This window comes from Stenotrophomonas sp. STK17_22, from assembly GCF_051983905.1.
GTDB classification, from domain to species: Bacteria; Pseudomonadota; Gammaproteobacteria; order Xanthomonadales; family Xanthomonadaceae; genus Stenotrophomonas; species Stenotrophomonas maltophilia_A.
Window position 1 is genome coordinate 4881272 of sequence record NZ_CP197010.1, and the last position, 26516, is coordinate 4907787.

Annotated in this window: 26 protein-coding genes and 2 pseudogenes; 6 read left to right on the forward strand and 22 right to left on the reverse strand. The window is 59.7% G+C overall.

Features of this window, described 5'->3' with window-relative positions; all coding sequences use genetic code 11:
• Nucleotides 1-54: 54 nt before the first annotated feature.
• From ACSYS9_RS22725 to ACSYS9_RS22735, 3 genes are all read right to left on the reverse strand, one after another.
• Nucleotides 55-177, reverse strand: a complete 123-nt coding sequence (locus tag ACSYS9_RS22725; RefSeq protein ID WP_197573012.1) for a class III lanthipeptide — start codon at nt 175-177, stop codon at nt 55-57.
• Between the two features lie 428 nt (nt 178-605).
• Nucleotides 606-728, reverse strand: a complete 123-nt coding sequence (locus ACSYS9_RS22730) for a class III lanthipeptide (RefSeq protein ID WP_197573011.1) — start codon at nt 726-728, stop codon at nt 606-608.
• A gap of 282 nt (nt 729-1010) precedes the next feature.
• Complete coding sequence (locus tag ACSYS9_RS22735; RefSeq protein WP_440568613.1) at nt 1011-1379, reverse strand: hypothetical protein; 369 nt, start codon at nt 1377-1379, stop codon at nt 1011-1013.
• A gap of 413 nt (nt 1380-1792) precedes the next feature.
• Between ACSYS9_RS22735 and ACSYS9_RS22740 the strand changes: the two are divergent.
• Nucleotides 1793-2818: pseudogene (locus ACSYS9_RS22740) on the forward strand (YifB family Mg chelatase-like AAA ATPase); the annotation flags it as partial.
• Nucleotides 2819-2934: 116 nt separating this feature from the next.
• Here the strand turns inward: ACSYS9_RS22740 and ACSYS9_RS22745 are convergent.
• The 4 genes from ACSYS9_RS22745 to ACSYS9_RS22760 form a co-directional block, all read right to left on the reverse strand.
• On the reverse strand, nt 2935-3936 hold the full coding sequence (locus ACSYS9_RS22745; protein WP_071227697.1) for a patatin-like phospholipase family protein: 1002 nt from the start codon (nt 3934-3936) through the stop codon (nt 2935-2937).
• Between the two features lie 47 nt (nt 3937-3983).
• Nucleotides 3984-6224 (reverse strand): ThiF family adenylyltransferase, encoded by a 2241-nt coding sequence (locus ACSYS9_RS22750; RefSeq protein WP_164145931.1) that lies wholly within the window; start codon nt 6222-6224, stop codon nt 3984-3986.
• The gene (locus ACSYS9_RS22755; RefSeq protein WP_071227700.1) at nt 6221-7381 is read right to left on the reverse strand and encodes an MBL fold metallo-hydrolase; all 1161 of its coding nucleotides are present in this window, start codon (nt 7379-7381) and stop codon (nt 6221-6223) included. Before ACSYS9_RS22755 ends, ACSYS9_RS22750 begins: the two co-directional genes overlap by 4 nt.
• 327 nt (nt 7382-7708) lie before the next feature.
• Nucleotides 7709-9016, reverse strand: coding sequence for a HEPN domain-containing protein (locus ACSYS9_RS22760; protein ID WP_143048166.1), 1308 nt, complete (start codon nt 9014-9016; stop codon nt 7709-7711).
• A gap of 611 nt (nt 9017-9627) precedes the next feature.
• Between ACSYS9_RS22760 and ACSYS9_RS22765 the strand changes: the two genes are divergently transcribed.
• The gene (locus ACSYS9_RS22765; RefSeq protein ID WP_071227703.1) at nt 9628-9987 is read left to right on the forward strand and encodes a hypothetical protein; all 360 of its coding nucleotides are present in this window, start codon (nt 9628-9630) and stop codon (nt 9985-9987) included.
• Nucleotides 9988-10131: 144 nt separating this feature from the next.
• Here ACSYS9_RS22765 and ACSYS9_RS22770 read toward each other — a convergent pair whose 3' ends face one another.
• Nucleotides 10132-10614 carry a hypothetical protein gene (locus tag ACSYS9_RS22770; protein ID WP_177179487.1) on the reverse strand — a complete coding sequence of 161 codons (483 nt, stop codon included), beginning with the start codon at nt 10612-10614 and terminating at the stop codon, nt 10132-10134.
• A gap of 54 nt (nt 10615-10668) precedes the next feature.
• Here ACSYS9_RS22770 and istA point away from each other — a divergent pair, with 54 nt between their 5' ends.
• Entirely contained in the window at nt 10669-12168 is a 1500-nt protein-coding gene (istA, locus tag ACSYS9_RS22775; protein ID WP_003097546.1) for an IS21-like element ISPa36 family transposase, read from the forward strand.
• Nucleotides 12155-12946, forward strand: a complete 792-nt coding sequence (istB, locus tag ACSYS9_RS22780; RefSeq protein ID WP_003097544.1) for an IS21-like element ISPa36 family helper ATPase IstB — start codon at nt 12155-12157, stop codon at nt 12944-12946. Before istA ends, istB begins: the two co-directional genes overlap by 14 nt.
• Before the next feature lie 34 nt (nt 12947-12980).
• Here istB and ACSYS9_RS22785 read toward each other — a convergent pair whose 3' ends face one another.
• From ACSYS9_RS22785 to ACSYS9_RS22795, 3 genes and pseudogenes are all read right to left on the reverse strand, one after another.
• Nucleotides 12981-13217, reverse strand: coding sequence for a hypothetical protein (locus ACSYS9_RS22785; RefSeq protein ID WP_143048167.1), 237 nt, complete (start codon nt 13215-13217; stop codon nt 12981-12983).
• 87 nt (nt 13218-13304) lie between these two features.
• Nucleotides 13305-13436, reverse strand: a pseudogene (locus ACSYS9_RS22790) (IS3 family transposase); the annotation flags it as partial.
• Nucleotides 13437-13610: 174 nt separating this feature from the next.
• Nucleotides 13611-13889: a helix-turn-helix domain-containing protein gene (locus tag ACSYS9_RS22795; RefSeq protein ID WP_071227721.1), complete on the reverse strand. Its 279-nt coding sequence runs from the start codon at nt 13887-13889 to the stop codon at nt 13611-13613.
• Nucleotides 13890-15464: 1575 nt separating this feature from the next.
• Here ACSYS9_RS22795 and ACSYS9_RS22800 point away from each other — a divergent pair.
• Entirely contained in the window at nt 15465-15953 is a 489-nt protein-coding gene (locus tag ACSYS9_RS22800) for a cyclin-dependent kinase inhibitor 3 family protein (protein ID WP_229301142.1), read from the forward strand.
• 268 nt (nt 15954-16221) lie between these two features.
• Here the strand turns inward: ACSYS9_RS22800 and ACSYS9_RS22805 are convergent, their stop codons facing one another.
• Complete coding sequence (locus tag ACSYS9_RS22805) at nt 16222-16836, reverse strand: hypothetical protein (RefSeq protein ID WP_071227704.1); 615 nt, start codon at nt 16834-16836, stop codon at nt 16222-16224.
• A gap of 62 nt (nt 16837-16898) precedes the next feature.
• On the opposite strand from ACSYS9_RS22805, the gene ACSYS9_RS22810 reads away from it, so the two are divergent.
• Nucleotides 16899-17174 carry a hypothetical protein gene (locus ACSYS9_RS22810; RefSeq protein ID WP_046984184.1) on the forward strand — a complete coding sequence of 92 codons (276 nt, stop codon included), beginning with the start codon at nt 16899-16901 and terminating at the stop codon, nt 17172-17174.
• Nucleotides 17175-17313: 139 nt separating this feature from the next.
• On the opposite strand, the gene ACSYS9_RS22815 is transcribed toward ACSYS9_RS22810, so the two are convergent.
• The 10 genes from ACSYS9_RS22815 to ACSYS9_RS22860 form a co-directional block, all read right to left on the reverse strand.
• On the reverse strand, nt 17314-17559 hold the full coding sequence (locus ACSYS9_RS22815) for a hypothetical protein (RefSeq protein ID WP_046984183.1): 246 nt from the start codon (nt 17557-17559) through the stop codon (nt 17314-17316).
• Nucleotides 17560-17600: 41 nt separating this feature from the next.
• Complete coding sequence (locus ACSYS9_RS22820) at nt 17601-18242, reverse strand: hypothetical protein (protein WP_046984182.1); 642 nt, start codon at nt 18240-18242, stop codon at nt 17601-17603.
• Nucleotides 18243-18261: 19 nt separating this feature from the next.
• Complete coding sequence (locus ACSYS9_RS22825; protein ID WP_197652578.1) at nt 18262-18933, reverse strand: HupE/UreJ family protein; 672 nt, start codon at nt 18931-18933, stop codon at nt 18262-18264.
• A gap of 56 nt (nt 18934-18989) precedes the next feature.
• A complete protein-coding gene (locus ACSYS9_RS22830) occupies nt 18990-22127 on the reverse strand; it encodes an efflux RND transporter permease subunit (RefSeq protein ID WP_071227706.1) in 3138 nt (1045 codons plus the stop codon).
• 10 nt (nt 22128-22137) lie between these two features.
• Nucleotides 22138-23370, reverse strand: a complete 1233-nt coding sequence (locus ACSYS9_RS22835; protein WP_046984179.1) for an efflux RND transporter periplasmic adaptor subunit — start codon at nt 23368-23370, stop codon at nt 22138-22140.
• On the reverse strand, nt 23367-23915 hold the full coding sequence (locus tag ACSYS9_RS22840) for a TolC family protein (protein WP_440568620.1): 549 nt from the start codon (nt 23913-23915) through the stop codon (nt 23367-23369). The genes ACSYS9_RS22835 and ACSYS9_RS22840 overlap by 4 nt, the downstream gene beginning before the upstream one ends.
• The gene (locus ACSYS9_RS22845; RefSeq protein ID WP_440568622.1) at nt 23852-24616 is read right to left on the reverse strand and encodes a TolC family protein; all 765 of its coding nucleotides are present in this window, start codon (nt 24614-24616) and stop codon (nt 23852-23854) included. Before ACSYS9_RS22845 ends, ACSYS9_RS22840 begins: the two co-directional genes overlap by 64 nt.
• Before the next feature lie 87 nt (nt 24617-24703).
• Nucleotides 24704-25069: a hypothetical protein gene (locus tag ACSYS9_RS22850; protein WP_046984178.1), complete on the reverse strand. Its 366-nt coding sequence runs from the start codon at nt 25067-25069 to the stop codon at nt 24704-24706.
• Between the two features lie 103 nt (nt 25070-25172).
• Nucleotides 25173-25823 (reverse strand): transmembrane anchor protein, encoded by a 651-nt coding sequence (locus tag ACSYS9_RS22855; RefSeq protein ID WP_071227707.1) that lies wholly within the window; start codon nt 25821-25823, stop codon nt 25173-25175.
• A 23-nt stretch (nt 25824-25846) separates the two neighbouring features.
• Nucleotides 25847-26470 (reverse strand): HupE/UreJ family protein, encoded by a 624-nt coding sequence (locus ACSYS9_RS22860; RefSeq protein WP_197593503.1) that lies wholly within the window; start codon nt 26468-26470, stop codon nt 25847-25849.
• Nucleotides 26471-26516 lie beyond the last annotated feature (46 nt).

Below are 26516 nucleotides of genomic sequence, written 5' to 3' on the forward strand. Positions count from 1 at the left end.
AGCCGGCATTGTCATGGGAGGGCGCCAGATATCCGGCGCCCTCCTTTAGGTCAACTACTGCAGTTTCTGCTCCTCCGTGGGGCCGCAGCATGAATGGGTCGAACTGGTAGAGCTGTTGCCCATCAGGCTTAACGAGGTATCCAGAGACAGGCGCTGCAGATTCAGTACACGATTCATTCTTTCTCTCCTTAGTGACTCAAGGTAGCGTCACTCTCCTTGGCTCATCGTCCCTGGATGAGCGCGCCCCCTGAGTTGGCACTTACTCACGACAGCTGGCGGATCACACGATCAGCTGACGACTCTTGTGTTAACGCTCTCCTTCCACAGGCGTGGCGCAGCAGCTGTGCTGGGAGCTGGTACAGCTGTTGGCAAGCGCAGACACGGTGTTTTCCACAAGCAGTCTCTGCAAGTTGAGAACTCGATTCAATGAAAGATCCTCTTTCTGATAGGAGATTCGCCGATGAGTCACTCTCGGCCATGTCGCTGGGTCGATAGCGTCGATGATGAATCCCTTGCGGTAGATCGATCAGATTGGTGTGGCAATACATGTGGTGTAGCCGGGACACCTGGGAAGCCGGCGGCGACACGTCATGCAGCAACAGCTATTACAGCCGCGGATCCTCTACGCTGCCATCACAGCAGCTGTGTGTGGAGCTGCTGCAGCTATTGCCCATCAGGCTGACATTGGTATCGAAGGCCAAACGCTGCAGATTCAGTACACGATTCATGACATTCCTCCTTGGTTGACTACGAATTTCCGATCAACCCCAGCCAAAGGTTGGGTAATCGGCGGCACACTGCGCATCTGAATGATCAGACGCGCAGATTGGTACGCGGAGAAGGATGGATAAGACCACCCCGGGGAGAAATGTTCCTGATCCCAGGAGATGGGGCAATTGAGCCTCTGAACTCACTCCATCACTTCTTCGCCATAGAAATTCCTCTCATAATTTTCATCGTGCACCGCCAACGGCAGGGAATGGCAGCACACATCATTGCTCCACATGTACTCACCAGAACCGGAAACTGATCCTTAGAGACTCACAGGCTGAGAACCAATTTCTCAACATGTGGAACGAGCGACTTACTTTCGGCCCGCCAGAGATACTGCATACCAGCGGCATCCAATTGCCAGACGCCGCACCGACATTACTGTCGCAATCTCCCTGATAGGCAGATAAGAACAAGGCATCGAACTTTTGGATTTCTACCGTTCTTCTCCGGATCACGATGGACTCAGTGTTGGATACTCTTCTTTCACCGACATCAATGAAATGACAATTGATTCTTCCTATCGACGCTCCATTCCTTTCTCGCAGACTTGCAAACACCGTGATGTAAAGGGTTTTGGTCAGATCTTGAATTTCATATTCACCCATCAGCCGCGCATTGGGACATCTAATTTTCAGCCATATGCGTCACTTTGGCGGGAACAACGGTTGACGATTAGCGCTACTCGTCTTTTGGTCACGTGGACCCGTTTCTATGAGGCAACGCTTTAGAGCCGGTACTTGGAATTCCCCGAATCCATGATGTTCCATCAACCAAAGAAGATTCGCCTGTGCGTTCGTACACGATGATTCGGGCTTGCCCGGGACCCGACTACTGACTCCAACTTCCCACATCTCGATCAACGCCTGCTTCAATGTCCAAAGTGACGGGCGTCGCTGCGTTGCCCATCACAACTTTCATTCAACGTTAGGGCATTTCCTAGCCGCGTCTGATGCAGTCCCCGATGGCTGACCGCCGATTGCTGTTGCACTATTCAATGTCTCTAAACGGGAAACCACACATGGGCCTGGCGCTGGTCTACAGCCGTGCCCGCGCCGGGGTCGATGCCCCGCTGGTGCGGGTGGAAGTGCATCTCTCTGGCGGCCTTCCTGTCACTCAGATCGTGGGCTTGGCCGAGACCAGTGTGCGCGAATCGCGCGAGCGCGTCCGTGCCGCCCTGCTCTGCGCGCGCTTCGACTTCCCGCAGCGGCGCATCACTTTGAACCTCGCGCCCGCCGACCTGCCCAAGGAAGGTGGGCGTTACGACCTGGCGATTGCGCTGGGCATTCTGGCGGCCAGCGGCCAGGTCGATCCGCAGTCGCTGCTGCAGTACGAGTTCCTGGGTGAGCTTGGCCTGACCGGTGAACTGCGGCCGGTAGCCGGAGCGCTGCCGGCGGCGATTGCGGCGGCAGAAGCCGGGCGCATTCTGGTGGTGCCGCCGGGCAATGCCGCAGAGGCAGCTTTGGCCGAGCATGCTGATGTGCGGGTGGCCCGTACCCTGCTGGAATGCTGCGCGGGGCTTGGCAATCCGCGCCTGCTGCCACCCGTGGAGCGCGTGGACACGACGCCGTTACCGCTGCCCGATCTGGCCGACGTGCGCGGGCAGGCGCATGCACGACGCGCATTGGAAGTTGCCGCCGCGGGTGGACACCATCTGCTGTTGATCGGCAGCCCTGGCTGCGGCAAGACGCTGTTGGCCTCGCGCCTGCCCAGCCTGTTGCCGGATACCGAAGAGACTGAGGCGCTGCAGCTGGCCGCTATTGCCTCTGTGAGTGGCGAAGGGCTGGATCCGCGGCGTTGGCGGCAGCGGCCTTTTCGGGCACCACATCACAGCGCCAGCGCGGCGGCGCTGGTGGGTGGCGGCAATCCGCCCTGCCCCGGTGAAATCTCGCTGGCCCACCATGGAGTCCTCTTCCTCGATGAGCTTCCAGAGTGGAACCGCAGCGCGCTGGAAACCCTGCGCGAGCCACTGGAGTCCGGACACATCCGCATCGCCCGTGCGGCGCGCAGCGTGCAGTATCCCGCGCGGTTCCAACTGGTGGCGGCTTTTGTGAGAAATCCCACCATGTAAGCATTTAGGTCGTCAGGGGTGACAGAACGAGCCGACCAAATTCTTCACGGCAGACGGGGTCTATTCTAGGGAAATGGAGGCCTTGGGCTCTGCTAGAGCAAGCGTGTAAGCCTTTCACCGTGGATCGCAATTCTGTCGAAGTCGGCTGCGGTGAGCTTGATAAGGCTTGTTGGGAATCTCGCTACGAAGTTTGCCTCCTCCTCATCTGCAGAGTCCGCACTGGTTGGACTGCCGATGTAGATCATTGCTCCCCTATTGGCACTCTTAGAGAGGTAGTGGTGAAAGGAGCGAACCCTCAGTGCATGTGACTGGTCAGACATGATGTCGGCCACGCGCTTGATCCGGAATGGATTCAGAGAGTATTTGCTGAAGCCCATATCCAAGGGCCTTCCTGCATCTGACACCAGGATGAAGTGGCCGTTCGGCTCCTTCGGCTCTCCACTACCCGCATCAAAGAAGGGCTCAAGTCCAAGGTTGTCGTATACGCCACCGTCGTAGAGATGGATTACAGAGCCCGGCTGGGAGTCTACGGTTTCGTGTGCAGGCCCGCTCCAGTTCGCTCGACGCTTCCACCTGAATTTGTCCGCCCTGAGGCGAAGCGGACCAAAGCCGCCTGGGAAGGCGGCCGAGACAGCCATTGCGCTGGCCAGGGGGAAGTTGCCCGCAGCTGCGTAGCCCGTGAGGTAATCTCCCAAGTCTGCACGCTTGAACCGAAAGCGGCGTCCGTTCTCAGCATTGGTCCCATTGATTGACCAATCAGGTGTCGCGGGAAGATCGCAAAGCCTGTTCTCAATGCCCCACCGGCGGCGCAGTGCAGCTGCCAAGAGATTCGAGCGGCTCAACAAGAACCGGAGATTCGAGAGGCTCGACAATTCGCGGAGTGCATCCCACTGGAGGCTGCGTGAGGTGAGTTCATCGCGGAGTGCCGGGTAGATCTGTTCGAGAAACCGCTCTGAAGTCGGCCATGCCATGCCAGAGCGATGCAGCACAAGTCCGGTGATAAGGCTCCCTCCCGACACGCTGGATATCCGAGACACTGACTCCAAACAACCAGCCCTTGCCAGCGCCCGCATGACCCCCAAGTGGAAGGTCATTGCTCTGATGCCTCCACCGGACAGCACTAGATCGATCTGGCGATCTTTCAAGGCTGAACCTCCGCCTGGACAACACGAATGTCATGGCTTCCAACGATGACTTGGATTACCGGAAGGCCTTCTTCGTGCATTCCCATAGCGAGCTCGACCAGCTGCACAAGATCAGCTCGGCTTGGCTCTGGAGGACAGCCGTCTGGGTGGCTGTGCCACTCTCCAACGTATCCAACGATTCCAGCAGTGCGGTTCTGTGCCTCTGCGACAGCCTCTGGCATTCCGGCAACGCCGCGCTCAAACGAAGCGGGCGTACCCTTACTGTCGGCTGGCGCCGGGAGCGCATCTACAACGACGAGCAGGTTCTGCGTGAAGTCGTGGTAACCAAGGAGGATGCCCCCCGTCTCGTTGGGAAGACTATTGCCGCGCAGAGCATGCAGATGTTCGTGTAGGCCTTCATCCATGTAGATGCAGAGACCATTAGCTGCTTGGTGTATCCGCCTATCAGACAGTGGGATCTCTATCGCTTCCGTTTGACCGCTCAAATCTCGCTGCCAGATCAACGCGGCGGCCTGGGGGTTGGCAATATGGACTGGGATGCTCTCGGCAAACTGACAGGCATGAATCATCACACTCGAGTACGGTAGGACCATTGAGATGTCACGGCACGATGCTCCGCTCCAAAACGCTCCGCGATGGCCCTCAAGATGGGCCCTTCCCCAATCGGAATTGATGATGGCGCGGTAGTACTGAGCTTCAATCGTACGCAAGCACCGTTCCTTGGCGACGTCCTCAAGCATCATGACTCCCGACCGACCGGTGGGAGTTACGAACACGCTCACATGCCGTGATCGATCATCCACGACTGCTGACGCCCGCGGGTACCCTAGGTCTGCAGTTGCATCTACGACCAAGTTTGCGCTCCTGAGGGCCTGCGCCAGCTCTGGCGATGTACTGGTAAGGACGTCTTCCTCGAGAGGAGTCACAGCCGAACCGTTACGCGTGACCTCCCTGGCATTCGCGGAGACTGCCAGAACCTTGGGTAGCCCAATCTGTCTATTGAATGCAGTGTGGCGTGACAGATTGTGCGGTCGGACATGATCCTTATCCACTACAGTCCACCGACCCCAGCCAGATCGAACCCATAGGTCCAACAAAGCACTTCCCAAAGATCCAACGCCGATCAATACGCCTTGCGGCCCTGCATCGCTGAAGCCTGACTGGGTGCGTGCACGTTCAGGGCTGTTCTCCCAAAGAACGGTGACTGGATCAAGCCCGATAGACTCCCAACCTTCCTGCGGCTGATTTCCAACAACACCAACTGAGCTGAAGTACCGACCGTCATGCGGGATAAGGGCACCGAGCATAGTTCCGATCTTCAGTGCCCCACCATCAAGGAAGAAGGCGCGATAGGTGATTCCTTCGACCTCGCCAGTCGACGCACGCTTGATGGGAACAGAGAGCAGCACAAGCGTGCTCGGAACCTCATCCTGGCGAGTGAGTCCGCCTGAAGGCGTCGCTGCCTGGATAGCTGCTGTTACAAGCGGAAGCAGGTCCGCTCCTCGCCGTGCCAAAAGCTCATTCAACTGTCCGAGAGTATGCGGATCCCATTCAATCATCCCGCCTTCAATGGGCTCAAGATCTACCTTGACCAGAGTAGCGTGGAGAGACTTGTTGGCAGGCAGTTGATCAACGATGCGCAGTGTCCAGCCATCGTCCTTACGCGCAGCTGCAGCGATGACACTGAGCTTCCCCCTTGCCGCCAGTTGGTCAAGATCCCAAGGGATCAGCAGTTCATGCCGAGACTCAAAGAACAGCATGTCCAAAGGCTGATCGGCCAGATGCAGCTCGCCCTTGGCATTCTTCTCCATCCACCACTGGATCCGAGCAAGAAATGACGAAGGAGTCCAGGTGCGAGCGACAACGGGGGGCGGTTCGAAATACAAGCAGAGCTGAGCTGGGCCCTGCGACGTCACGCTGTTTTGGTGTGCAAGCCTCGGAAAGTCCTTTCGCATTGACCAAACGACCGTTGCCTTCGCATCGTCCTGAGGTACATGTATAAGCATGCGCTCCCGAAAGCGGAGCCCGTATTCATTGTGGGTGGGCACACCGTGGCATTCAACGTCCACCATTAGGTAGACGGTCTCCAGCTCATCTACCTTGGCGCTACGCATCACCTCAATGAGCTTGAAGTCACGGTGAGCATTGACAGCTGCGATCATCGCGCTTGTACGCGATGTGACTGCCGCTAGATCGTCGAGAGCAGTCAATGTATGCGCAAAGTACTCCGAGCTCATGCTCCTGCCCTGGCTGGGCGGGAGGCAACGATGGCCGCAGAGCCAAATGACGACGCTGCTTTCGTCCATGTGACGCCTGCGGCAGCCACCTCAAAGACAATTGGCTTGGGCTTGTTGGCGTTAGGCTCTTCCATGGTGACGAGGAAGGATCTTCCACCAACCTTCTCAAGATAGGACGCGTAGGTTCTGCGGGCTTGAATGTGGGGTGGCTGGACCTGCTCGTAGGACTCTTTAATGTCGGGCACAGGTTTGCAGCAAGCGACGATGTACGAGTCCTTCTTTCCCATCATGAGAAGTTCAGCGACCTTTTCGCAGGGAACAGTGTCCTTCTCCCCCTTTTCTGCCCCGAGTGCCTTGTAGCTGCAGTGATGGGGAATGTTGAAGAGGTCCCAGGCAAGACGGTCTTCATTGCCGTGATACTTCGTAATGTCGACAATTCTCTCCAGGTCGCAGTAGTCGGCATCACCAACTTCCAGGTAGTCGTAGGTGCGGCCGTCTGCCTGGAGCCTCACGTTGAACACCAAGGCTGCTGAGTTGCGGATGATGTCCCCATCGTCGCAATGTTCGACGAAGGGCGAGTGGCAGAAGAACTCCACGTTGTCTTCTTGCAAGGTGAAACCCGGAACGACAGTGCCAGCGTCGACAAACAGGTGATCCCGGGCCGTCAATGCTTCGCCGCGTGCTTCCAACTTGGGCTCCAGCCACTCCATCAGCGCCTCTGGCTGTGAGAAGACCAGAATGCCTTTTCCTTCCAGCAGACGGTGGCGCGCCTCTTGCCTCAGAAGCACGAACTCTTCGCTCTGCTGTTCTTGGGTGGCCTCCTCCAAGAGCATTGCTGCGGGGACCCACAACTGGTCGATCTTGATCCGACCGTCGCCATGATAGACCTTTGCATGCTCCAGCCAGAAGAAGTCAGTGCTTCCCTCGATGTGATCATTGTCTGCGTGGGTGAATGCAACGACGTCGAAGCTTTCCTTGCCTGCGTCGGCAAGGTCTTTCTTGAGAGCTGCCTTCAGATCAATCTCTGGTGTCGACTCTTCTTCCGCGCACTGTTTGTGACGGAAGTCGAAGAGAACTCGTTTTCCATTATCAAGAATGATCTGCGTCGTGTCCCCGTTACCAACCGGGTAGAAAATCACTTGGTGCTTAGTCGCCATCTCGACATCCCCCTGAAAGTTGATCCATCAATCTCAGATTGCCGCCCTGCCGTCTCGAGGCATGAGACCGCGTGCAGCCGGCTGTTTCTGTTCAGCCAAGCGTCTATTTTGTGATGACCATCACTCTTTTCAAGGGCCGGGCGGAATTTTCTTTTGTGTTTGGAGAAGAAGGGCCGAGGCCTTTAAAATCAATAACATAACAAGCCGTCGAATTGTGCGCCGGCTTGTTTGAAGGGATGGTGTCTCGAGGCCACGAGCCCAGGTACGTCACTGAGAGCTGCTCCATCTCGGCAAGATCGATCAGATACACGCACTTCGACGTTTCAACTATTCGCCTGCATCCGGGCCATAGCCCTGCCAAGCGGGCAGCTTAATTGGATTGAGTTCGACACCGATCTTCATGCCCTTGAGCAAATCGAAGAATTTATTTTGAAGATCCCCTTGACCATCATCGAGATGAATGGCAAGCATCAAACTACAGTACAACGCTCTTGCCGCTAGCGCTTCGGCTTTTATCAGCAACGTATGTTTGACGCTAGTTACACCTGTATGCACAATTTCTGATCGAGCATCGTAAATTTTTCCAAGATCCGCATGGACGCGCCTTCGGTCCTCGCCCTTAAAGCAAAGTAGTGACGCGTAGTCAGCCAGAGTAATCTTGATGGGCGCGTGCTTATCGCGAGAGAAAATTGCCTCCATTGATATGACAAAGAATATGAATCGCGCCACGCTATCCTTCTCGCCCACGGCTCGACCAAAGAATTCCAGCGCGTTCCTAAGCTGTGCATTCAAGGTTTTTTCCTCACCCAAGGAGAGCAGCTTGAGGGCAATTGGTACGTCGGGCCGCTTCATTACTTGAAGAAGCTTTCTCTCCAGCGAAATGGACACAGTCAACGGGCGCATCGCCATAACCCGATCAAGCCACCCCGTACGCTTGTTGATGAGGAACAAATAGCTTGGTGTGGCCTCCTTCCCCAGCACCGGCTTCTTTACGCCGAAAACTCGACCAAACAATTCAATTAATCCGATCACGCGGCGAGCAGCTGCACGTGTCTGATGGCGTAGGGAATCCGAAGACCCATGGGTTGGCAGGAGCAACAAAGGATTGCTGCTCAGTGCCTGGTCAGTCTGCCGTTGCTGATGTTCGAATAAGTCGTCCGGCACAGCTTTGGAGTTAAACATCTTGATGCGCTTGTTCAGCGCTTCGCTCGTGGCTGCAGCTGGCACTAGTGTAAATGGACCAACTTGGAATGGGCGAAAAACGCTCTGCCTCTTCGAAGCGAAAGCTATGGGCTGAAAGAACCCTAAAGGGATGACGGCAATATAGTCGAGATGCACCGCTGTTTGTTTCAGCGCAGCATCAAGCCGCGTTGCAAACGCTCGGGCATCGTCGAGATCGCCAGCATTCAGCACTGCATAGATTAAATCGAGCGCGTGCTCCCAACCTATGTGACTACGTGTGTACTCCGACTTATAGAAGGCGGCTCCCAACTTCTGGTTCGCGTAGATGAGCTTGGCTTCCTCATCCTCATCCAACTCATTTCTCTTACGCAGCGCCTTCAACTGGGGCAGAACGGATCTCATGACCCGCTCAACCGCACCGATGTCGATTCCAGGCGTTGTACTCAGTGACATGTTGGCTACGCGTCCGTGTGGTCAGATGGTGTGAATGAGTTCTTAGACCTTCACTATAGCGTCTCCGCATCCTTGCGATGCCGCCGCTGTGACACTTACTCTTTCATCCTGCATCCAGCCAGAGAGGCCACAGTAGGTGAGTGCTTGCATCCCACGTATCTTTCACATTGAAACGCGAAGCCCACCGCGTAGCTGGGTAGGGAACCCGCGAAGATAGCTGTAGTGAATGAGGCAGAATTCTCCCGTCCAAAGATCGTCGCGATCTGAGACTTGCTCAGCTTTGACGGATCATCGCCGATGTCAGCTGGGATCGATGTGAGATAACAAAGAACCGAGGTCGACTCAGTTCCCTTGTGGGGTTTGACATAGCCATCGATTACCCAGATTTGATCGCCGTCGGGGAAGAAGGTGAGGTCAGTCATGCCTGATGTTGCTGGAGTGCATCACCAACATTAGCGGCACCTGGCCTCTTTAATTGATGATGTATGTTGACCGACGTCGCAAATTCGGCTCGCAACCGTCTCATTGCTGGGGAATGCGGCAAGTCACCCTACAGGCCTGAATTCCCGTACCGATATCAACCAACACACAATGGTCAGATAGGAGTAGTGATGAAAGAGGAACTTTGGTTCGTGGCCGAATGCGAGGACCTGGCGGACAATTGCCACTATCTAGTCTGGGTGCATAGGATCGGCTCGTCCGCAAGGCTAACAGTGGACGGTAGGGGTAGAGGGGTTCTTGTTGATGCGAAGACTGAGGACGAAGTCGTGGACCAGATCCTCGTCGTGCTTAAAATGGTGGTCGAGAAGACCCTTAGCCGGGAAGAGGTCGCAAGGGCGACGAACAAACACCTAGAAGATGCGGAGGAGGCATCCTCGGATAGCGAAGCCGACGACTCAGAGCAGATCATTGACGAGGAATCAGAAGAGCCTTCCGAGTCGGCACACCAGCAGCAGGGTTCGGCCTCCTGATGCCGTTCGGCAAGCCCGGGCGCTTGGTAAGCCTGACTGCTCGGGCCTTGTTGGCAGGAAGAAGAGTGGGTCTCCCGCAGAGACCCAGCGCACCATTGCCAATGCCCACAACGGCGCTCTGGTGATTCGACGCATTGAGCAGGATCACTCCGGGCCAGTGGATCTAATGAATCCGCGACCGCCTAGGTAGCGCTGCAAACCCATGTTGCCCTTGAGGAACTCGGCATTAGGGTCGATGCTATCGGGCTGAAGAGCGGCGAGCGGATCCACTTTGCCTTCCGGCCATTTTGCAAAAGTATGAATGACCACTGCCGACATCGGTTCAATGAGCTCTTCTTTTTCTGCCAAGGAAGGACCGCCGCTGTAGTACCCCACTCCGCGGACACCAATGAGGGGCTGCAGGAGTAGATAGAAGCGATGCCGCCAATGTTCTTCCTGTTCCTCCAGAACAAGCTTATGCGGGACGGAAGTCACCCGTTTCTTGATCCACTGATACTGGGTAAGTAGGCGTGCAGCACTAAGCCAGGCGATGCGATCTGGTTCAGGTGGATTGTAGGGCTTGGCATGTTGGCGCGCATCCAGAACTGACCCACTTTCGGCGGTGATGCGCGGGTAAAACTGACCCACCTGAAGCCCACATCCTGAGCATCTTTTGCTCGGGGGATTTCAGGAGTGATCACCATGGTCATGTTGGCCAAGATCCGGCGGATGCATTTCCGCGATGGCCTGCCGCTGCGCGAGATCGCCAAGCGCACGGGCCTATCCCGCAATACCATCCGGCGATGGCTGCGCAGCGGCCAGTCCGAGCCGGTCTATCCCAGGCGAGCCTCGCCCTCCCGGCTCGATCCCTACCGGTCCCAGTTGGAGACGTGGCTGCGTGCCGACAGCCATCGTCCCCGGCGGGAACAACGCACCGCCAAGGTGCTGTTCTCGCAGTTGCAGGCGATCGGCTATCCGGGCACCTACACCCGGGTGACGGCCTTCATCCGCCAGTGGAAGGCGGCCGGCGGCGCCAGCCGCCGCCCGGCCTTCGTGCCGTTGCACTTTCCTCCGGGTGAAGCCTTCCAGTTCGACTGGAGCCGCGAGTACGCCTTCGTCGGCAGCCACGCCAAGATGCCGCTGGATCTCGCCCACGTGAAGCTGGCCTGCAGCCGCGCCTTCTGGTTGGTGGCCTATCCCACCCAGAGCCACGAGATGCTGTTCGATGCTCATACCCAGGCGTTTACCGCCTTCGGTGGCGTGCCGCGCCGCGGCATCTACGACAACATGAAGACGGCGGTGGACGGGATCGGCCAGCACCGGGAACGGCGGGTCAACGCCCGCTTCCACGCCATGACCAGCCACTACCTGTTCGCCGCGGAGTTCTGCAACCGCGCCGCGGGTTGGGAGAAGGGGCGGGTCGAGAAGAACGTGCAGGACCGGCGCCGACAGATCTGGATCGAGGCCGGGGCCCGCCACTGGCCAGATCTGGACACCCTCAATGCCTGGCTCGCCAGCGAGTGCCGCGCCGCTTGGCCGATGCAGGCGCATCCGGATGCCTCCGACATCACCGTGGCCGAAGCTCTGGAGGACGAACAGCCCCACCTGATGCCGATGCCCGCGCCCTTCGACGGCTACATCGAGCGGCCGGTGCGGGTCAGTTCGACCGCGCTGGTCAGCTTCCAGCGCAACCGCTACAGCGTGCCGTGCGAACACGCCCACGCCGTCGCCAGCCTGCGCGTGTATCCCTTCGAACTGGCCGTGGTGGTCGGCGAGGCCGAGGTCGCCCGCCACCGGCGCAGCTTCGAGCGTGATCGGGTCCACTACGACTGGCAGCACTACATCGCCCTGGTCCAGCGCAAGCCGGGGGCACTGCGTGACGGCGCGCCGTTCCTGTCCATGCCCGATCCGCTGCGCAAGCTGCAGCAGGTGTTGCTGCGCCAGCCTCACGGCGACCGCGCCATGGCCCAGGTGCTGGCCGCCGTACCCGTGCACGGGCTCGAAGCGGTACTGGTGGCGGTGGAACTGGCACTCGAGTCCGGCCTGGTGCGCGCCGACCACGTGCTCAACGTGCTGGGGCGATTGCAGCATCCGGACCGCACGATCGAGACGGTCGCCTCGCGAGTGACGCTGCGTCATCCGCCGGTGTCCGATCCGGCCCGCTACGACGCCCTGCGGGAGGCAGATCATGTCGACGCCTGACCTGCCGCTGCGCATGCAGCAGCTCAAGCTGCACGGCATGGCCAGCCAGTGGCCCGAACTGCTGGCCAAGATGCGCCTGCACACCATGGAGCCCGAACACTGGATGGCCGAACTGCTGCAGGCCGAGTCCGCCGAACGGCAGGTTCGTGCCCAGGCCAACCAGATGAAGGCCGCACGTTTCCCCGTCCATCGTGACCTGCTCGGGTTCGACTTCGCGGCCAGTCCCGTTGATCGCGCACTGGTCGAACGACTCCACCAGGGTGACTTCATCCACACCCCCGAGAACGTCGTCCTTGTCGGTGGACCGGGCACCGGCAAGACCCACCTGGCCACCGCCATCGGCATCCAGGCCGTGCGCCAGCATCGCCTGCGCGTGCGCTTCTTCTCCACCATCGAACTGGTCAATGCGCTGGAGAAGGAACAGGCCCAGGGCAAGGCCGGGCAGATCGCCCTGCGCCTGACCTATGCCGACCTGGTCATCCTCGATGAACTGGGCTACCTGCCGTTCACCCCCTCAGGCGGCGCGCTGCTGTTCCACCTGATCAGCAAGCTCTACGAGCGCACCAGCCTCGCCATCACCACCAACTTGGCCTTCTCCGAATGGGGTCAGGTGTTCGGCGACGCCAAGATGACCACCGCGCTGCTGGATCGCATCACCCACCACTGCCACATCCTGGAGACCGGCAACGACTCCTGGCGGCTGCGCAACAGCACCGCCGCCAACAAGACCAAAGCCAGAATCAGGGCAAAGGAGGCCACCACCCAGACCACCAACTGATACCCTCAGCCCCGTACACCGGGTGGGTCAAAGTTCAACGCGCAGCCTGGGTCAGTTTTAAGTGCGCGCCAACAGGCTTGGCATCCTTGGCAAGGGCTTCATAGGCACGTTCCAAGGAAAGGACGGCCTGCTCCAGCATCTGCTTGCTCTCCTGGTCCCGCCGGGTTCCTCGGATTGAACTGGCAGTGATAACCGCTGTAATCGCAGAGCCGATGGCTGAAACTCCGGCAAATACTACCGTTCCAATCGTAATGGCTTCTGTGAAATTCATGAGGGCCGCCCGCGTCAATGTTGGTTCCGCATTCTATCAACGGCCCTGAACGGCTGGACGGAGGACTTGCGTCATCTAACTCCTAGGTTGCAGGCCTTTTGCTGCCATCAGGCGCGCAACCCGGCTCAGGCAGGCACTTTCGCCCCCCTCAACCAGGTTTTCGCGCATGCGACCAGCCCTCAATGTGCCGCGGCTGTCTTCGTGCAGTTCGCACAGTCTGGGCGTAACCGCGCAAGTACTCCATGAGGCAACTCAAACCAGAACAGTCATTGATCAGACAAGGCCGAACGTTGGCAGCAGCTCAACCAAAGAAGGTTCTCCGCTTCACAGGTGGCACCCCCAGAAAGAGCCCACATGAATCATCTGGCTTGACGCGATCGCCACCGTCGCTCGCTAGTGCCGGCCCTTAATCTGGCTGCCGCGCACGCTCTGTAGCATCTTCATGACCTGATCAGATACCTCAGCCGGAGAGAACCCCAAGGCAGCAGCGATGAGGCAGAACTCCAATACGTCCAAGCGTCGGGCCCCAGACTCAACGGAAGAGACTCGCTGCTGAGGCCACCCCAGATGAGCGGCTAGCCGGGTTTGACTGATACCCAACGACTCACGTCGCTCGCGGAGCAGACCGACCAACCGAAGGTACGCACTTTGGTAGATCGTCTTGGTAGCCATCAGGTCCGCCTGGAGGAGCGGAACGAAATCTATGGCCGAGCCGGGCACTACATGAAAATTGTGTAGACGACTTTCCGGTGGCTTGCTAGCATCAGAGCCGGTTGAACTGCCGGGGATCGAGTGATCTATGGTCGTGACCAACAGACCCTCATCCCTCCGTGGCCAGACCTCGATGCGCTGCTAGTATCGCTTGGGCCGTTCTACGCGTGCGCGTGGTGTGCGCTCGAGCGCTCCACTTCGATTTCCGCACCTGTGGCCGCTGACACAGCAGTTGCGCAGCACTTGCTGCTGTTCCTTCAGACAGCGGGGGTCCTAGCTGAGACGAGCTCGTCAAATGGCTCTACAAGGCGATCTCTTTACGACCCTATTAGCTGGAGCTATCGGGAGAGCAGTCAGCTGCCTGACGACCTGAGTAGTTCACTAACCCATGCACTTAGAGCATGGCGCCCCTCGCTTGGAGCACAGGACCGACAGTGGCTCTGGCGTCAGCTTTCCGACCGCGAAGCTGCTGCCTATCTCGTGTCATTGCTACGCAAGCATCGGATCCGTACTCAACACGCCGAGGAGATCCTATGTGTACAGGAAAGAGAATGGCGTGAGCTGAGTTTGGGACGCAAGCGATACGTGCTTTGGTCGTCAGTCCGGGGAGCTGCGAGTGAGTTCTTAAGCACCGGCGGCGACGAATCCGCAGCATTGACCGTGCTGAGCCGCGAGATACGCAGTCGAGCAGATTGGCTATCTCGCAAGCAAGCATCAGGAACGCTAAGCAAGTCTGACTACTGCTTTCTGCCGGACCCTGCATGGCGGCGACCGCTGATGGTCGATGTCGCGCTGGAGTGCCTACTGCCTATTGGCGACGACTACTGGCTCGCCCCTCCTATTCTGGCTCGGCAGCAAGAGGGGCCAGGACTCAGATCGCGTCTCTTACGACGCACTCAAACGTAGATAGGCTCCTATCGCATGCGCCCCAGTATCCTCGCCCTCGATCTTGAGGGAACCCTGATCTCCAATGCGGTCAGCCAAATTCCTCGACCAGGACTTCGGGATTTCCTAGATTATGCTAGAACCACCTTTGATGAGGTTGTGCTTTTCACAACGGTATCTCGGCATATGTCGCTAAGAATCGCCTTACTTCTGGCTGAGGAAGGCCATGTGCCTGGCTGGTTCACAGGGGTCCGCTACGTCGAATGGACTGGGCCTACCAAGGACCTTCGATTCGTGTCTCCACTACTTGGCCAAGCTCTGCTGCTTGACGACCACCGCCCCTACATCCACCGGGGTCAACACAAGTTCTGGGTTGAGGCCCCGCTATTCGCATCACCGTACCTTGCTGATGACAGTGGGTTGCAGGCCGCCCAGCGACGCATCGGGGAGAGAGTGTCGCTGCTTTCTAGCTCGCCTGACTAAGCATCAATCGAAGCCATCGCGCCAGAGCCGCAGACGAAGCCACGTCTAGGTTCTCTGCATGACAGAGCGCGCCATTCAATCGCCGGAGTCAGCGTGACCAGAACCAGTCTTTCCCACCCCCTTCAGATTGCGACTCTCCCGGTTGGCCATTGCGGTGGGGCCATCGGGGTGACGTTCGCGCCTGGCAAGCATCAAGTCACAGCTATGACCGGATCGTGGTCGCGAGACTTGGATATGGACCTTCAAGCTATAAGTTCATGGGGCGCAAGTCATCTCATCAGTCTAATTGAGCCTTGGGAGTTCGAGGATCTTCAGATCGCCGCTCTGCCAGAGCGTGCAGCAGACCATGGTCTACGGTGGTACGGACTGCCGATCGTGGATGGCGCCGCGCCCGACTACGGGTTCCTCCAGCGATGGAAGGAGTTGGAGACGTCCATCTGCAACGCGCTACTTAACGGCAAACGGGTTGTCGTCCATTGCAAGGGCGGACTTGGCAGAGCAGGCACTGTCGCCTGCATGCTTCTCCTCAGCACCAAGACTTCCCTGAGCAGCGAGGATGCGATCAGGCGCGTGAGAATGGTACGCCTTGGTGCCGTTGAGACATTGGAGCAAGAGGAGTTCCTGCACAACTGGGCATCTGCCTCACATCACCTCTAGGGAAGCACTGATCAGCTTCCTGTCCTTCTGATAAGACCAACCCCAACGTGTCGCTGCTGAGGATCGTCGCGTTAGGAGAGGGCGCGGCAGCAGCCGGCGCAAGTCAGTATCGGGCGACTGACCAATGCCCGGCTTCGGTCAGAAGACGATAGCCCCCTCCCCCGATAGATCTTTCTTATCCACGACTAGCCTTGAGCCTACTGGTCCCGCGGAGAAGAGAAATAAGGGGCGGACGGATTCTGGCGTTAGCCGGATTGCCGCCAACGACCTAGATCTCTCCAAGATCCTTGAGCACGGCCTGTCCCTTCTGCAAGAACCCAGCCAGCAACCGGCCTCCCGCCACTCGCCGGCCAAGTTGCTCATTGAGGTAGCTGGCCTGCAGGCGTGCGTGGGCCAGCAGATCCTTCTGGGCCATGCTAGGAATCACGGCCCGGAGCGGTTCGCCTGGTGAGGCCAGCTGCCCCCGGATCGGCTGGACCACGCAAGGGTGCTGGCTGCCGCTCTTGGCATATGCCGTGGCCATCATCCGGTCGCTCTTCGACGACCAGCCACCAAACACCAACTCGGTCCCGAGCTGCTCGATCGGTAATCCTGCCTCGGCTGCCGCCTTCTCGTAGTTCGGCCACAGCTGGTCCACCACCAACCCCAGCTCGACAGATAACTGTTCCATTGTGAAATCTGCGCGGTAGCTAGCCTGCAGCGCCAGCTCATAAATGCGAAGGAAGAACTGCGTAGAACCTCGCGTAGCAAACATCAGGTTGTGCTGAGGGATCAGCAGCAGCTTTGCCCCGGCGGAATGTGCCCCTGTGAGAGCATCCTCTGCCAAGGTATCCACGGCGACGACAAGGTGATCACGAGTGAGCAGAAGGTTGAGGATGCTCATGGCGGACTCGTCCAGATGTTCGCAAACTATCGCCTTCCCACCCCTTGCCTGTCCAGACTGCCATGACCTCCGAGATCACAGAAATCCTTGAGCGCCTCCACGCTTGCGAGGCCGCACTTGAGATGCACCGCGGCTACCTCAAAGCAATGGAGTATGGGTTGCGGGTTTCGTTTCTAACACACCAAGACCCGGTGATTCTGCTCGACACGTGGACCAGACTGCTCCCCTCGATCGCCCATAGCCACGAGAGGGAGGGCAGCCAGCAATTCGCCGCCGCATTCCAGCAGTCCCTGACAGTTCTCACTGAGCAGATCGGCACCGAGTGCAAGAGACCCTAAGCAGCCAAGGCGTACGGCTCAACGAGGCGGGCAATGTCCGATCTCGGCCAGAAACGGACGTCCCAGCACACGGTGCCTGCACTGCGACTTCTGCATCAATGTGGCCCGACACTTACAGCCGGGCCACATTGCCCACCGCTTACTTCTTCTTAGCGCCCGAAGCCGCCTCGGCGTCGCAACGCTCCTTCAATGCCTTGGTCTGAGAGTCATTCAGATCAACCTTGTACTTCGATCGATCAGCCAGCTGCTCGCACGTCTTTGGCTTAGCTTGTGGCGCGGCGGCCGGCACCGGATCGGCATGCAAGGCAGGATCGTGGGCAGATGCGCCTGAGGACCATGTCAGGCCGGCAACGAGGCATACAGCGAACGTATAACGCAGTTTCATGGATTGACTCCTGGGTTGGTTCCGGCGGAATGCCGGGGGTGTTACGGCTGATACAGGTCGGCCTGATAGCCATTCAGTTCGATTGTGATGATCACCGGCGAGGTACCTCGGTTCTGCCAATACCAGCCATGTGTTCCATCGAAGGGAGCGATGAAAGTCCCCTCTGCTTTCGATTGGGCGCCCTCTACGGCGTAGCTGGTCCAGGCTCCCTTCACGTCAGGTCTCTCGCCATGCATGTCCACGGCAACCGGAGCGCTGGATGTCCAGCGGAACAGCATTCCTGCACCCGTGGTCATGTGGGACTTCAGCTCCATGCCTTTGCCTGGCTCGATTTCGATGGTCATGGTGTCCTGACGCAGCGCGCCAGAACCAAAACCTACAGCCGCTGGATCAAGGGATTGCCCCTTGTTCTCTCCGAAGGCGACCTTGGCCTTCTCGGACAAGGCCGCAATGGCTTCCGGGCGCCCATTTGAGGTTTGAGGAACGGCTTCAGATGCGGAGGAATCGCCGCTCGCGGCCAGCGCATCCAAACCGAGGGCACGACCCACGCCAGTCGGGTCAATGCCGTACTCGGCGGGCAGTACGGTAGTGATCAGAATCACACCAGCGACCGCCACGGCGAGCGCGGTCGATTTGAGCAGTCGGCGAGTGCTGGGAAGTTGCTGATTGATGGAAATGGACATTGAAAGCCTCGATCAAAGGTCAGGAAACGAAGTAGCCCGTCAGTTGCATGCCCATCAGCACGAAGCCGGCACACATCAGGACGGTATTGATGCTGTAGGCCTGCCGATGGAAGGACGGCAGGCGACGCCAGAAGCCCATCAGAATCAGGATGCCGGCCAAGGCCAGCAGCTGGCCCAGCTCCACGCCGACGTTGAACGCCAGCATGTTCGGGACAAGACCATCAGCCGACAGGGTGAAATCCTGCAACTTCGTTGCCAATCCGAAGCCATGGAAGAAGCCGAAGATCAGCACGGCTGCTTTGGTGTTGGGCTGCACGCCGAACCAGCGCTTGAACGCCCCCATGTTGTCCAGTGCCTTGTAGACCACTGACAGTCCGATGATGGCGTCCACCAAGTAGGCATTCACGTGGAAGCCACCCAACACGCCCAGCAGCAGCGTCGTGCTGTGACCAATGGCGAACAAGGTCACGTAGATGCTGACATCACGCATCCGGTACAGGAAGAAGATCACCCCGAACAGAAACAGCAGGTGGTCGTACCCTGTGACCATGTGCTTGGCACCCAGGTAGGTAAATGCAATCAGCTGGGTGCCCGTGCTGTCCTCCAGGAAGGCTTGGTCACCCTCACTGACACCGTGGGCGAACGCAGCCCAGGGAATCAACAGCGCGGCCAGCAGGAGGAGCCACGACAACGGTCTGTTCAACGGAATCAAGCGTAGGTTCCTCAACGTTGGAAAAAGGGAAAGCGTCATTCGGCTTCATCCTTGGACGTATCGCCCTCGCGATGGATGAGGCGGTAAAGCGCAGGAAGCACCAGCAGCGTCAGAAGCGTGGACGAGACGATGCCGCCGATGACCACCGTGGCGAGAGGACGCTGTACTTCAGCGCCGGCACCGACGTTCAGTGCCATGGGCAGGAAGCCCAGGCTGGCGACCAGGGCAGTCATCAGCACAGGTCGCAAGCGTCCCGCTGCCCCCTCGCTGACAGCGCGGTGGAGAGGCACACCCTGTTCCCGCAGGCTTTTGATGAAGCTGATCATCACCAGGCCGTTCAGTACCGCCACGCCCGAAAGCGCGATGAACCCGACACCGGCCGAGATGGACAGCGGAATGTCACGCAGCCACAGAGCCGCCACACCGCCGGTAAGGGCGAGCGGCACGCCGCTGAAAACGATGGCGGCATCACGTCCCGAACCAAACGCCATGAACAGCAGGCCGAAGATCATCACCAGCACTACGGGCACCACCACCATCAGCCGCTCGCTGGCCGAGATGAGCTGCTGGAACGTGCCGCCATACTCCACCCAGTAACCTTCAGGCAGCTGGACTTCATCTCCGACGGCGGCGCGCAGCTCCTCGACGAACGAGCCGAGATCGCGTCCGCGGACGTTGCTGGTGATAACCACACGCCGCTTGCCGTTCTCGCGGCTGATCTGATTCGGGCCTGGAGCCACCTCAACCTTGGCCAGCTGCCCCAGCGGAACGAAACCGCGATCAGCATCGGCCTCTGTCGAACCTGACACCGTTACAGGCAGTGATTCCAGCGTGCGCGTGTCCTGACGCAGGTTCTCGGGCAGCCGCACGACGATGTCGAAACGACGATCACCTTCGAATACTTGGCCAACGGACTCCCCACCCAATGCGACCGATACGGTCTTCTGCACATCGTCGATTGCCACGCCATAGCGCGCCAACGCGTCCAGGTCAGGCGTAATGGTCATCAACGGAAGGCCCGAGACCTGCTCCAGCTTCACGTCCGCTGCGCCGGTGATCCGGTTGGCAACGTCCTCGATCTGGCTGCCGATCTGTGCGAGTTGATCCAGATCGTCGCCATAGAGCTTGATCGCCACTTCCGCGCGCACGCCGGCGATCAGCTCATTCATGCGCATCTGCACCGGCTGAGTGAACTCGTAGTTGTTGCCGGGGATGGCTCTGACGGTCTTCTCCAGCTCGGCAATCAGCTGGGCCTTTGGTTTGCGCGGGTCCGGCCACTGGTCCCGATCCTTGAGCATGATGAAGGTGTCGGCGACCGACGGAGGCATCGGGTCGGTCGCCACCTCGGCAGTACCGATCTTGGCCACCACCTCGTCGACTTCAGGGAACTGCTTGATGGCAGCTTCCAGCTGGCGTTGCATGCCGATGGCTTGGGTAAGGCTGGTTCCGGGGATGCGCAGCGCGTGCAGGGCGATATCGCCTTCATCCAGGTTGGGGATGAACTCTGTACCCATGCGACTGGCACCGATGCCGGCCACCACGGTAAGTGCAACCGCTGCGCCGACCACCCACCTACGGGCACTGACCGCCCGCTCCAGCAGAGGGCCATACAGGCGGGTTACGCCACGCATGACCTTGGTTTCCTTCTCGGACACCTTGCCGGTGACGAACTGCGCCACGGCAGCCGGCACGAACGTCAGCGACAACGCCATGGCACCGGTGAGGGCGATTACCACGGTCAAGGCCATGGGATGGAACATCTTTCCTTCCACACCCGACAACGCGAAGATCGGGATGTACACCGCCGCGATGATGAACAGACCGAACAGGCTGGGCTTGATGACCTCGGCGCTTGCCGAAGCGGCCAGGGAGAATCGCTCCTCGCGCGTTAACAGGCGTCCCAGCGCATGCTGGCGTTCACCGAAGCGGCGCAGGCAGTTCTCCACGATGATGACCGCGCCGTCCACGATCAGGCCAAAGTCGAGCGCACCGAGGCTCATCAGGTTGGCCGATACCCGGTTCTGAACCATTCCGGAGATCGTTAGCAGCATGGTCAACGGGATGACCGCAGCGGTGATGAGCGCGGCGCGCAGATTGCCCAGCAGCAGGAACAGCACCGCGATGACCAGCAGCGCGCCCTCCAGGAGGTTCTTCTTCACCGTTTCAATGGTGCGATCCACCAGCTCGGTTCGGTCATACACCGGGTGCGCACGAACGCCCTCGGGCAGCGTGCCGTCGATCTCCTTCAGCTTGGCAGCGGTGCGCTGGGCGACGGCCCGGCTGTTCTCGCCGATCAGCATGAAGGCCGTGCCAAGCACAACTTCCTTTCCATCCTTGGTGGCGGCGCCGGTCCGCAGCTCGGTGCCTTCGTGGACATCAGCAAGATCGCCTACCCGCAGCGGCAGCCCCTCTCGATTAGCCACCACGATCTTGCGCAGGCCGTCCATGTCGGCAACCTGCCCAGGCACGCGTACCAGGTATTGCTCGCCGCTCTTCTCGATGTAGCCCGCACCGACGTTCGCATTGCTGCGGGCAACGGCCTCCATGACGTCCTGCAGGGTCAGGCCATAGGCCTGCAGCTTGCGGGGGTCTGGCGTGATATGGAACTGGCGGACGTAACCGCCCACGGTGTTGACCTCGGTCACGCCCTTCAGGTGCCGCATCTGCGGGCGTACCACCCAGTCCTGCAGGGTACGCAGTGCCATTGGCGTCCAGGTTTTCTCAGCTCCTGGTTCGGCCTCCACGGTGTACATGAAGATTTCGCCCAGGCCCGTGGCAACCGGTCCCAGTGTTGGCTTCAGGCCATTGGGCAACTGGGAGGCCGCCTGCTGCAGACGCTCAGCAACCTGCTGGCGGGCGAAGTAGATATCTGTCCCATCCTCGAATACCACGGTCACCTGCGAAAGGCCGTAGCGCGAGATTGAGCGTGTGTACTCCAGACGTGCCAACCCGGCCAGTGCGGTTTCAACCGGGAAGGTCACGCGCTGCTCGGCTTCCAGTGGCGAATAGCCAGGGGCTTCGGTGTTGATCTGTACCTGTACATTGGTAATGTCAGGCACGGCGTCGATGGGAAGCTTGCTGTAGTTCCAGATGCCCAGGCCGGACAGCGCCAGCACGAGCAGCAGCACAAGCCATCGATGCGCGATGGACGCGCGAATGATTCGCTCTAGCATGGGATGCCCCTCAGTGATCGTGGCTCGCGCCAGACTTTTCGATGTCCGCGCGAATCAGGTAGCTTTGCTCGCTGACATAACGGGTACCGGGCTTGAGGCCACCGAGTACCTCGACCAGCTGCCCATCGCGCTTGCCGAGCTCAAGCATGCGCACCTCATACGTGTCGCCCACCTGTGCGAAGACCACGGTGAAGTCACGGAAGCGCTGCAGCCCGGATTCCTTGACTGCCAACGGGACCTGGGTTTCGGACAACACGACCTCGGCCGACACGGCCATACCCGGGCGCCACCGGCCGTCTTCATTGGGGATGCTGACCCGTGCGACTACGCTTTGGCCGGCACTGGCCAAGGGGAGCAGGCTCTGCACCCGTCCTTGGGTTTCATGGGCGCCAGTGGCTGAGCGAAGCGTCACCACCTGGCCTGCAGCAAGCCGCTCGGCGTCGGTGCCCAGTGCCCGCAGGTCTACCCATACCTCGGAGAGGTCGGCGATCTCGAACAACGTGTTGTCTGCCGCCACGTCCCCAACGCTGGTATTACGCGCCAACACAATTCCGCCAAACGGCGCGATGACGGCATAGCTGCGCATGCTGTCGTTGCCTTCCACCGTGGCCAGAGTCTGGCCCGCACTGACTCGCTGGCCCATCTCGACTGCAACGCTGCGCACCACGCCGGGAAAGCGTGCTTTCACTGCGGCTTGCCGCGCCGTGTTGACCGTCACGTTGCCCATCAAGGTCACTGTGTCGCGGATGCTGGCACTGCCTGCTGCTTCCACCACGATGCCCGCGTCCTTAGCTGCTTGTGGTTCGATTCGCGTACGGCCTTCATAGGAGGGGTAGTTCCAGCGATGGGACTTGCCTGCTGCGGTGGCTTCGGCCACCACATCGAACGAGTGCGGCTCAGTGACCTCCCCACTGCCGACGAGGTAGCCGTTCTCCGGCTTGAAGCTGAAGGTATTGACCTCGCCGTCCAGACGCTTGAGCTGCATGCTCGCCTGCACTTCGGAAGGCGGAATCGGTTTGTCGTTGCGATACGCGTAAAGACGGAAGTGTGGCGGCGTGTTGGTTTCGTAAACGGTGATCTCGAGGGCAAAATCGCCGTCACGCAGCATGCGCCCTCGATTCGGCCCTCGTTCGTAGTCGGCGGATGCGGCAGCTGTCTCGGTAGAGGCTTCGGTCGCGGCTTTGTCACCGCCGCAGGCGGAAAGGACCAAGGGGAACATGATCAGGAATGCGTAGCGGTTCATGGGCGGATGTCCAGAGCGGAGGCGGTGAGGCGATCTGCCTCGACCAGCAGTCGGAGATAGCGGGCGGCGGCTTCAACTTCGCGCTCGCGAAGGTCGAACAGGGTCTTCTGCGCCTGGCCCAGCGCCAGATAGGAGAATCGGCCCTCCTCGAAGCCGCGCCGGCTCTGCTTCAGTGCTGCCTCGGCCTTGGGCAGCTGGCGTTCGCGTACCGACTCGACCTCCAGCTGCGCTTGCCGCAATTGCTGGTAGATATCGAAAAGTTCCTGTTGCAGTTCAACGGCCTGCGCTTGGCGCCGGGCACTGAGGGCAGACAGCTCGTGGTCGACTTCAGAAACGGAATACGCTGATCGCTTGCGGCTGCCCAATGGGACAGAAACCGACATCACCAATCCGCTGTCTTTGGTGGCTTCCAGCCGGCGAATGCCCAGGCCCACGCTGACATCTGGCCGGGCGGCGGCAAGCGCCACGTTACGGCGCGCGGTCAGCACGCCTGCCTGGGACTCAAGAAGCTGTTGCTGAGGTGTCGAAGGCAGCTTCGCGGCCATCGCCTGGAACTGCTCAAGGGGGGCAGCACCGAGGTATCACCAGCGACGGCGCCAAAGTCGACCGTCAACGCACCCCATGAAGCTGCGAGCGCATGGCGTGTCGACTCCAGACGCTCCAGCGCCTGATCGCGCTTGAGTTCGGCGTCGGCAACTGCGATTTCTGCCGCTCGCAGGTCGGAATCAGGATTGCGCGCCGCCGAGACCCAACGCCCGACCTCTCGCTGCAGGGCGCGCGCCATCGCGATGCGCTCCTGCGCGTGTTCCACATGCTCCTGCGCGGCCAGCACATCGATGAACCGTCCTGCGGCTCGGGTGGCGATGGTTACGCGAGTCACGTCCCCTGCCCGTTGGGCCGCGTCGATCTCCGCGCCGCCCAATGCCTGTCGCGCAGCGCGCTTGCCGCCGAGTTCCAGCAGGCGGGATACGCGGAACGTTGCCTCAGCGGCATCCATCCCTGAAACGCTGCCGCTGCCAGCAACGTTCTCCAGTTCCCCGCCCAGAATGATTGGCGCCGGCAGGCCCTCCCGGGCTGCACGGCTGCGGGTTGCCTCCAGCTGGGCGGCATCAGCTGCGGCGCTCGGATGACTGCCCAGGGCGCGGGCGACCGCTTCCTCCAGGCGCAGAACTTCGGCGGCATGGCCAGGCACGGCCATACCGCAGGCGCCGGCAATGGCCAGCGCCCACACACTACGGAATTTCACGGAAGCCTCCGGAAAGATGTTAGAACAACGCGCTGCCGCCCGCTAAGGCAGGCAGCAGAACAGGCCGCGCGGACGCGGCAGGCGTTGTCAGACGATCGGAGGCCGGAAGGGCGAGGCGGGATAACCCAAAGGCACGCGCAGCAGCCGCAATGCGGGCACGTCGGCGCTCAGTGCGAGAGCGACTACCTGGTGGTGGCCATTGAACAGGCTCCCTGCGAAGCTTGCGTCTGCCTGGTGCAGCACGCTGTGCGCACCAGAGGCGTGGTCGTCGTCGAGGTTGTCACTGGCTCCGGCCGGATGGGAATGCCCATGGTCGAACGCAGCGGCGATGTCGTGCTCCAGACCATGCAGTTCGCTCAGCTGGATCACCATCGGCCGCGCCACAACACTCAGCAGCATCAGCGCGAAAAGGCTGATGCGGGCGAGCACACGGTGGCGGGCGGAAAGACGCATGGGATCTAGGGTAAATGTGGCACGTGGCCTTGTCGAGATGGTAGGACGAATGTTTGCAGAGGAGCGTACCCGGCTGCCCCGGGCACGCCCTCCTGGCCTGGTCTTACATTTTCTTCAGCTGTTCATACTGCCCGCCCGTACGCAGCAGCAGGGTGACCGGTTCCTCGCCGCGATTGCGCCAGAACCAGCCGTGGTTGCCCGTAAAGGCGGCCAGAAGTACGCCCTGGTCGGACGCCTCACCTCGCCCCTTCTCATAGCTGATGGCACGACCACCGCCGTCACCATGGGTGTCGAAGTTCACCACCCCGCCCTGGACCGACCAGGTGTAGGTCGCACGCTCGCCTTCCTTCATGGAAAGCTTGATTTCGGTACCCTGACCGGGCGCCAGCACGACTTCGGCTTCGTCACGCCACTCCGTAGCTGCGGGCGCTGAGGCCGAAGCAGCGGCCGGCTTGGAAGTGACTTCGACTGTCTGGCGATCCCGCGTGGAGACCTGGGTGAGCACGGCGAGGCCCTCCTCGGCCCGGGCATCCATGGCCGCATCCGCTGCGGCTTCTTCGGACAGTTGCTGCTTGATCTGTCCCATCTCGGTCAGACCCAGCATTCGGCCTATACCCAACGGATCCACGGCGTGTTCCGCAGGCAGCACGACACCGATGAGAAGCACGACGGCGATGCCGGCGGCGATGAGGGTAGTGCGCGCCAGCTGACGGCTGCTGGGGAGGTCACTTTCGAGGGGCTTGCTGTTGTACATGATGGTAGGGATCTCTCAAGGATTCAGGAAATGGCGTAGCCGGTCAGCTGCATGCCGATCAGGACGAAACCTGCGCAGAGCATTGCCGCGTTGGCGAAGTAGGCGTGCTTGAAGAAGCTGGCGGTGCGGCGCCAGTAGCCCATCACAATCAGGATGGCGCCCAGGGCAAGCATCTGCCCCATTTCCACCCCGACGTTGAAGGCGAGCAGGTTCGGCAGAAGACCATCGGGGGAGATGTCGTATTCGATGATCTTGGTGGACAGGCCAAAGCCATGGAACAGTCCGAACACCAGTGTCGCGACCTTGGTATTGGGCTGGAAGCCGAACCAACGCTGGTAGGCACCGAGGTTATCCAGCGCCTTGTAGACCACTGACAAGCCGATGATCGCATCGATCAGATAGCTGTTGATGCCCACATTGAAGAGCACACCCAGCAGCATAGTCGTGGAATGACCGATGGCAAACAGGGTGACGTACAGCGCGACATGCTTCATCCGGTAAAGGAAGAAGATCACGCCCAGCAGGAACAGAATGTGGTCATACCCGGTGGCCATGTGCTTGGCGCCCAGGTAAGCGAAGGCGATCAGATTTACCCCTGATATCTCTTGGATGTAACCCTTGTCGCCCTCGGCGATGGCATGCGCCAGAGCACCATCGGCAGTGAAAACAAGCAACAGCATGGTTATCGCTGCG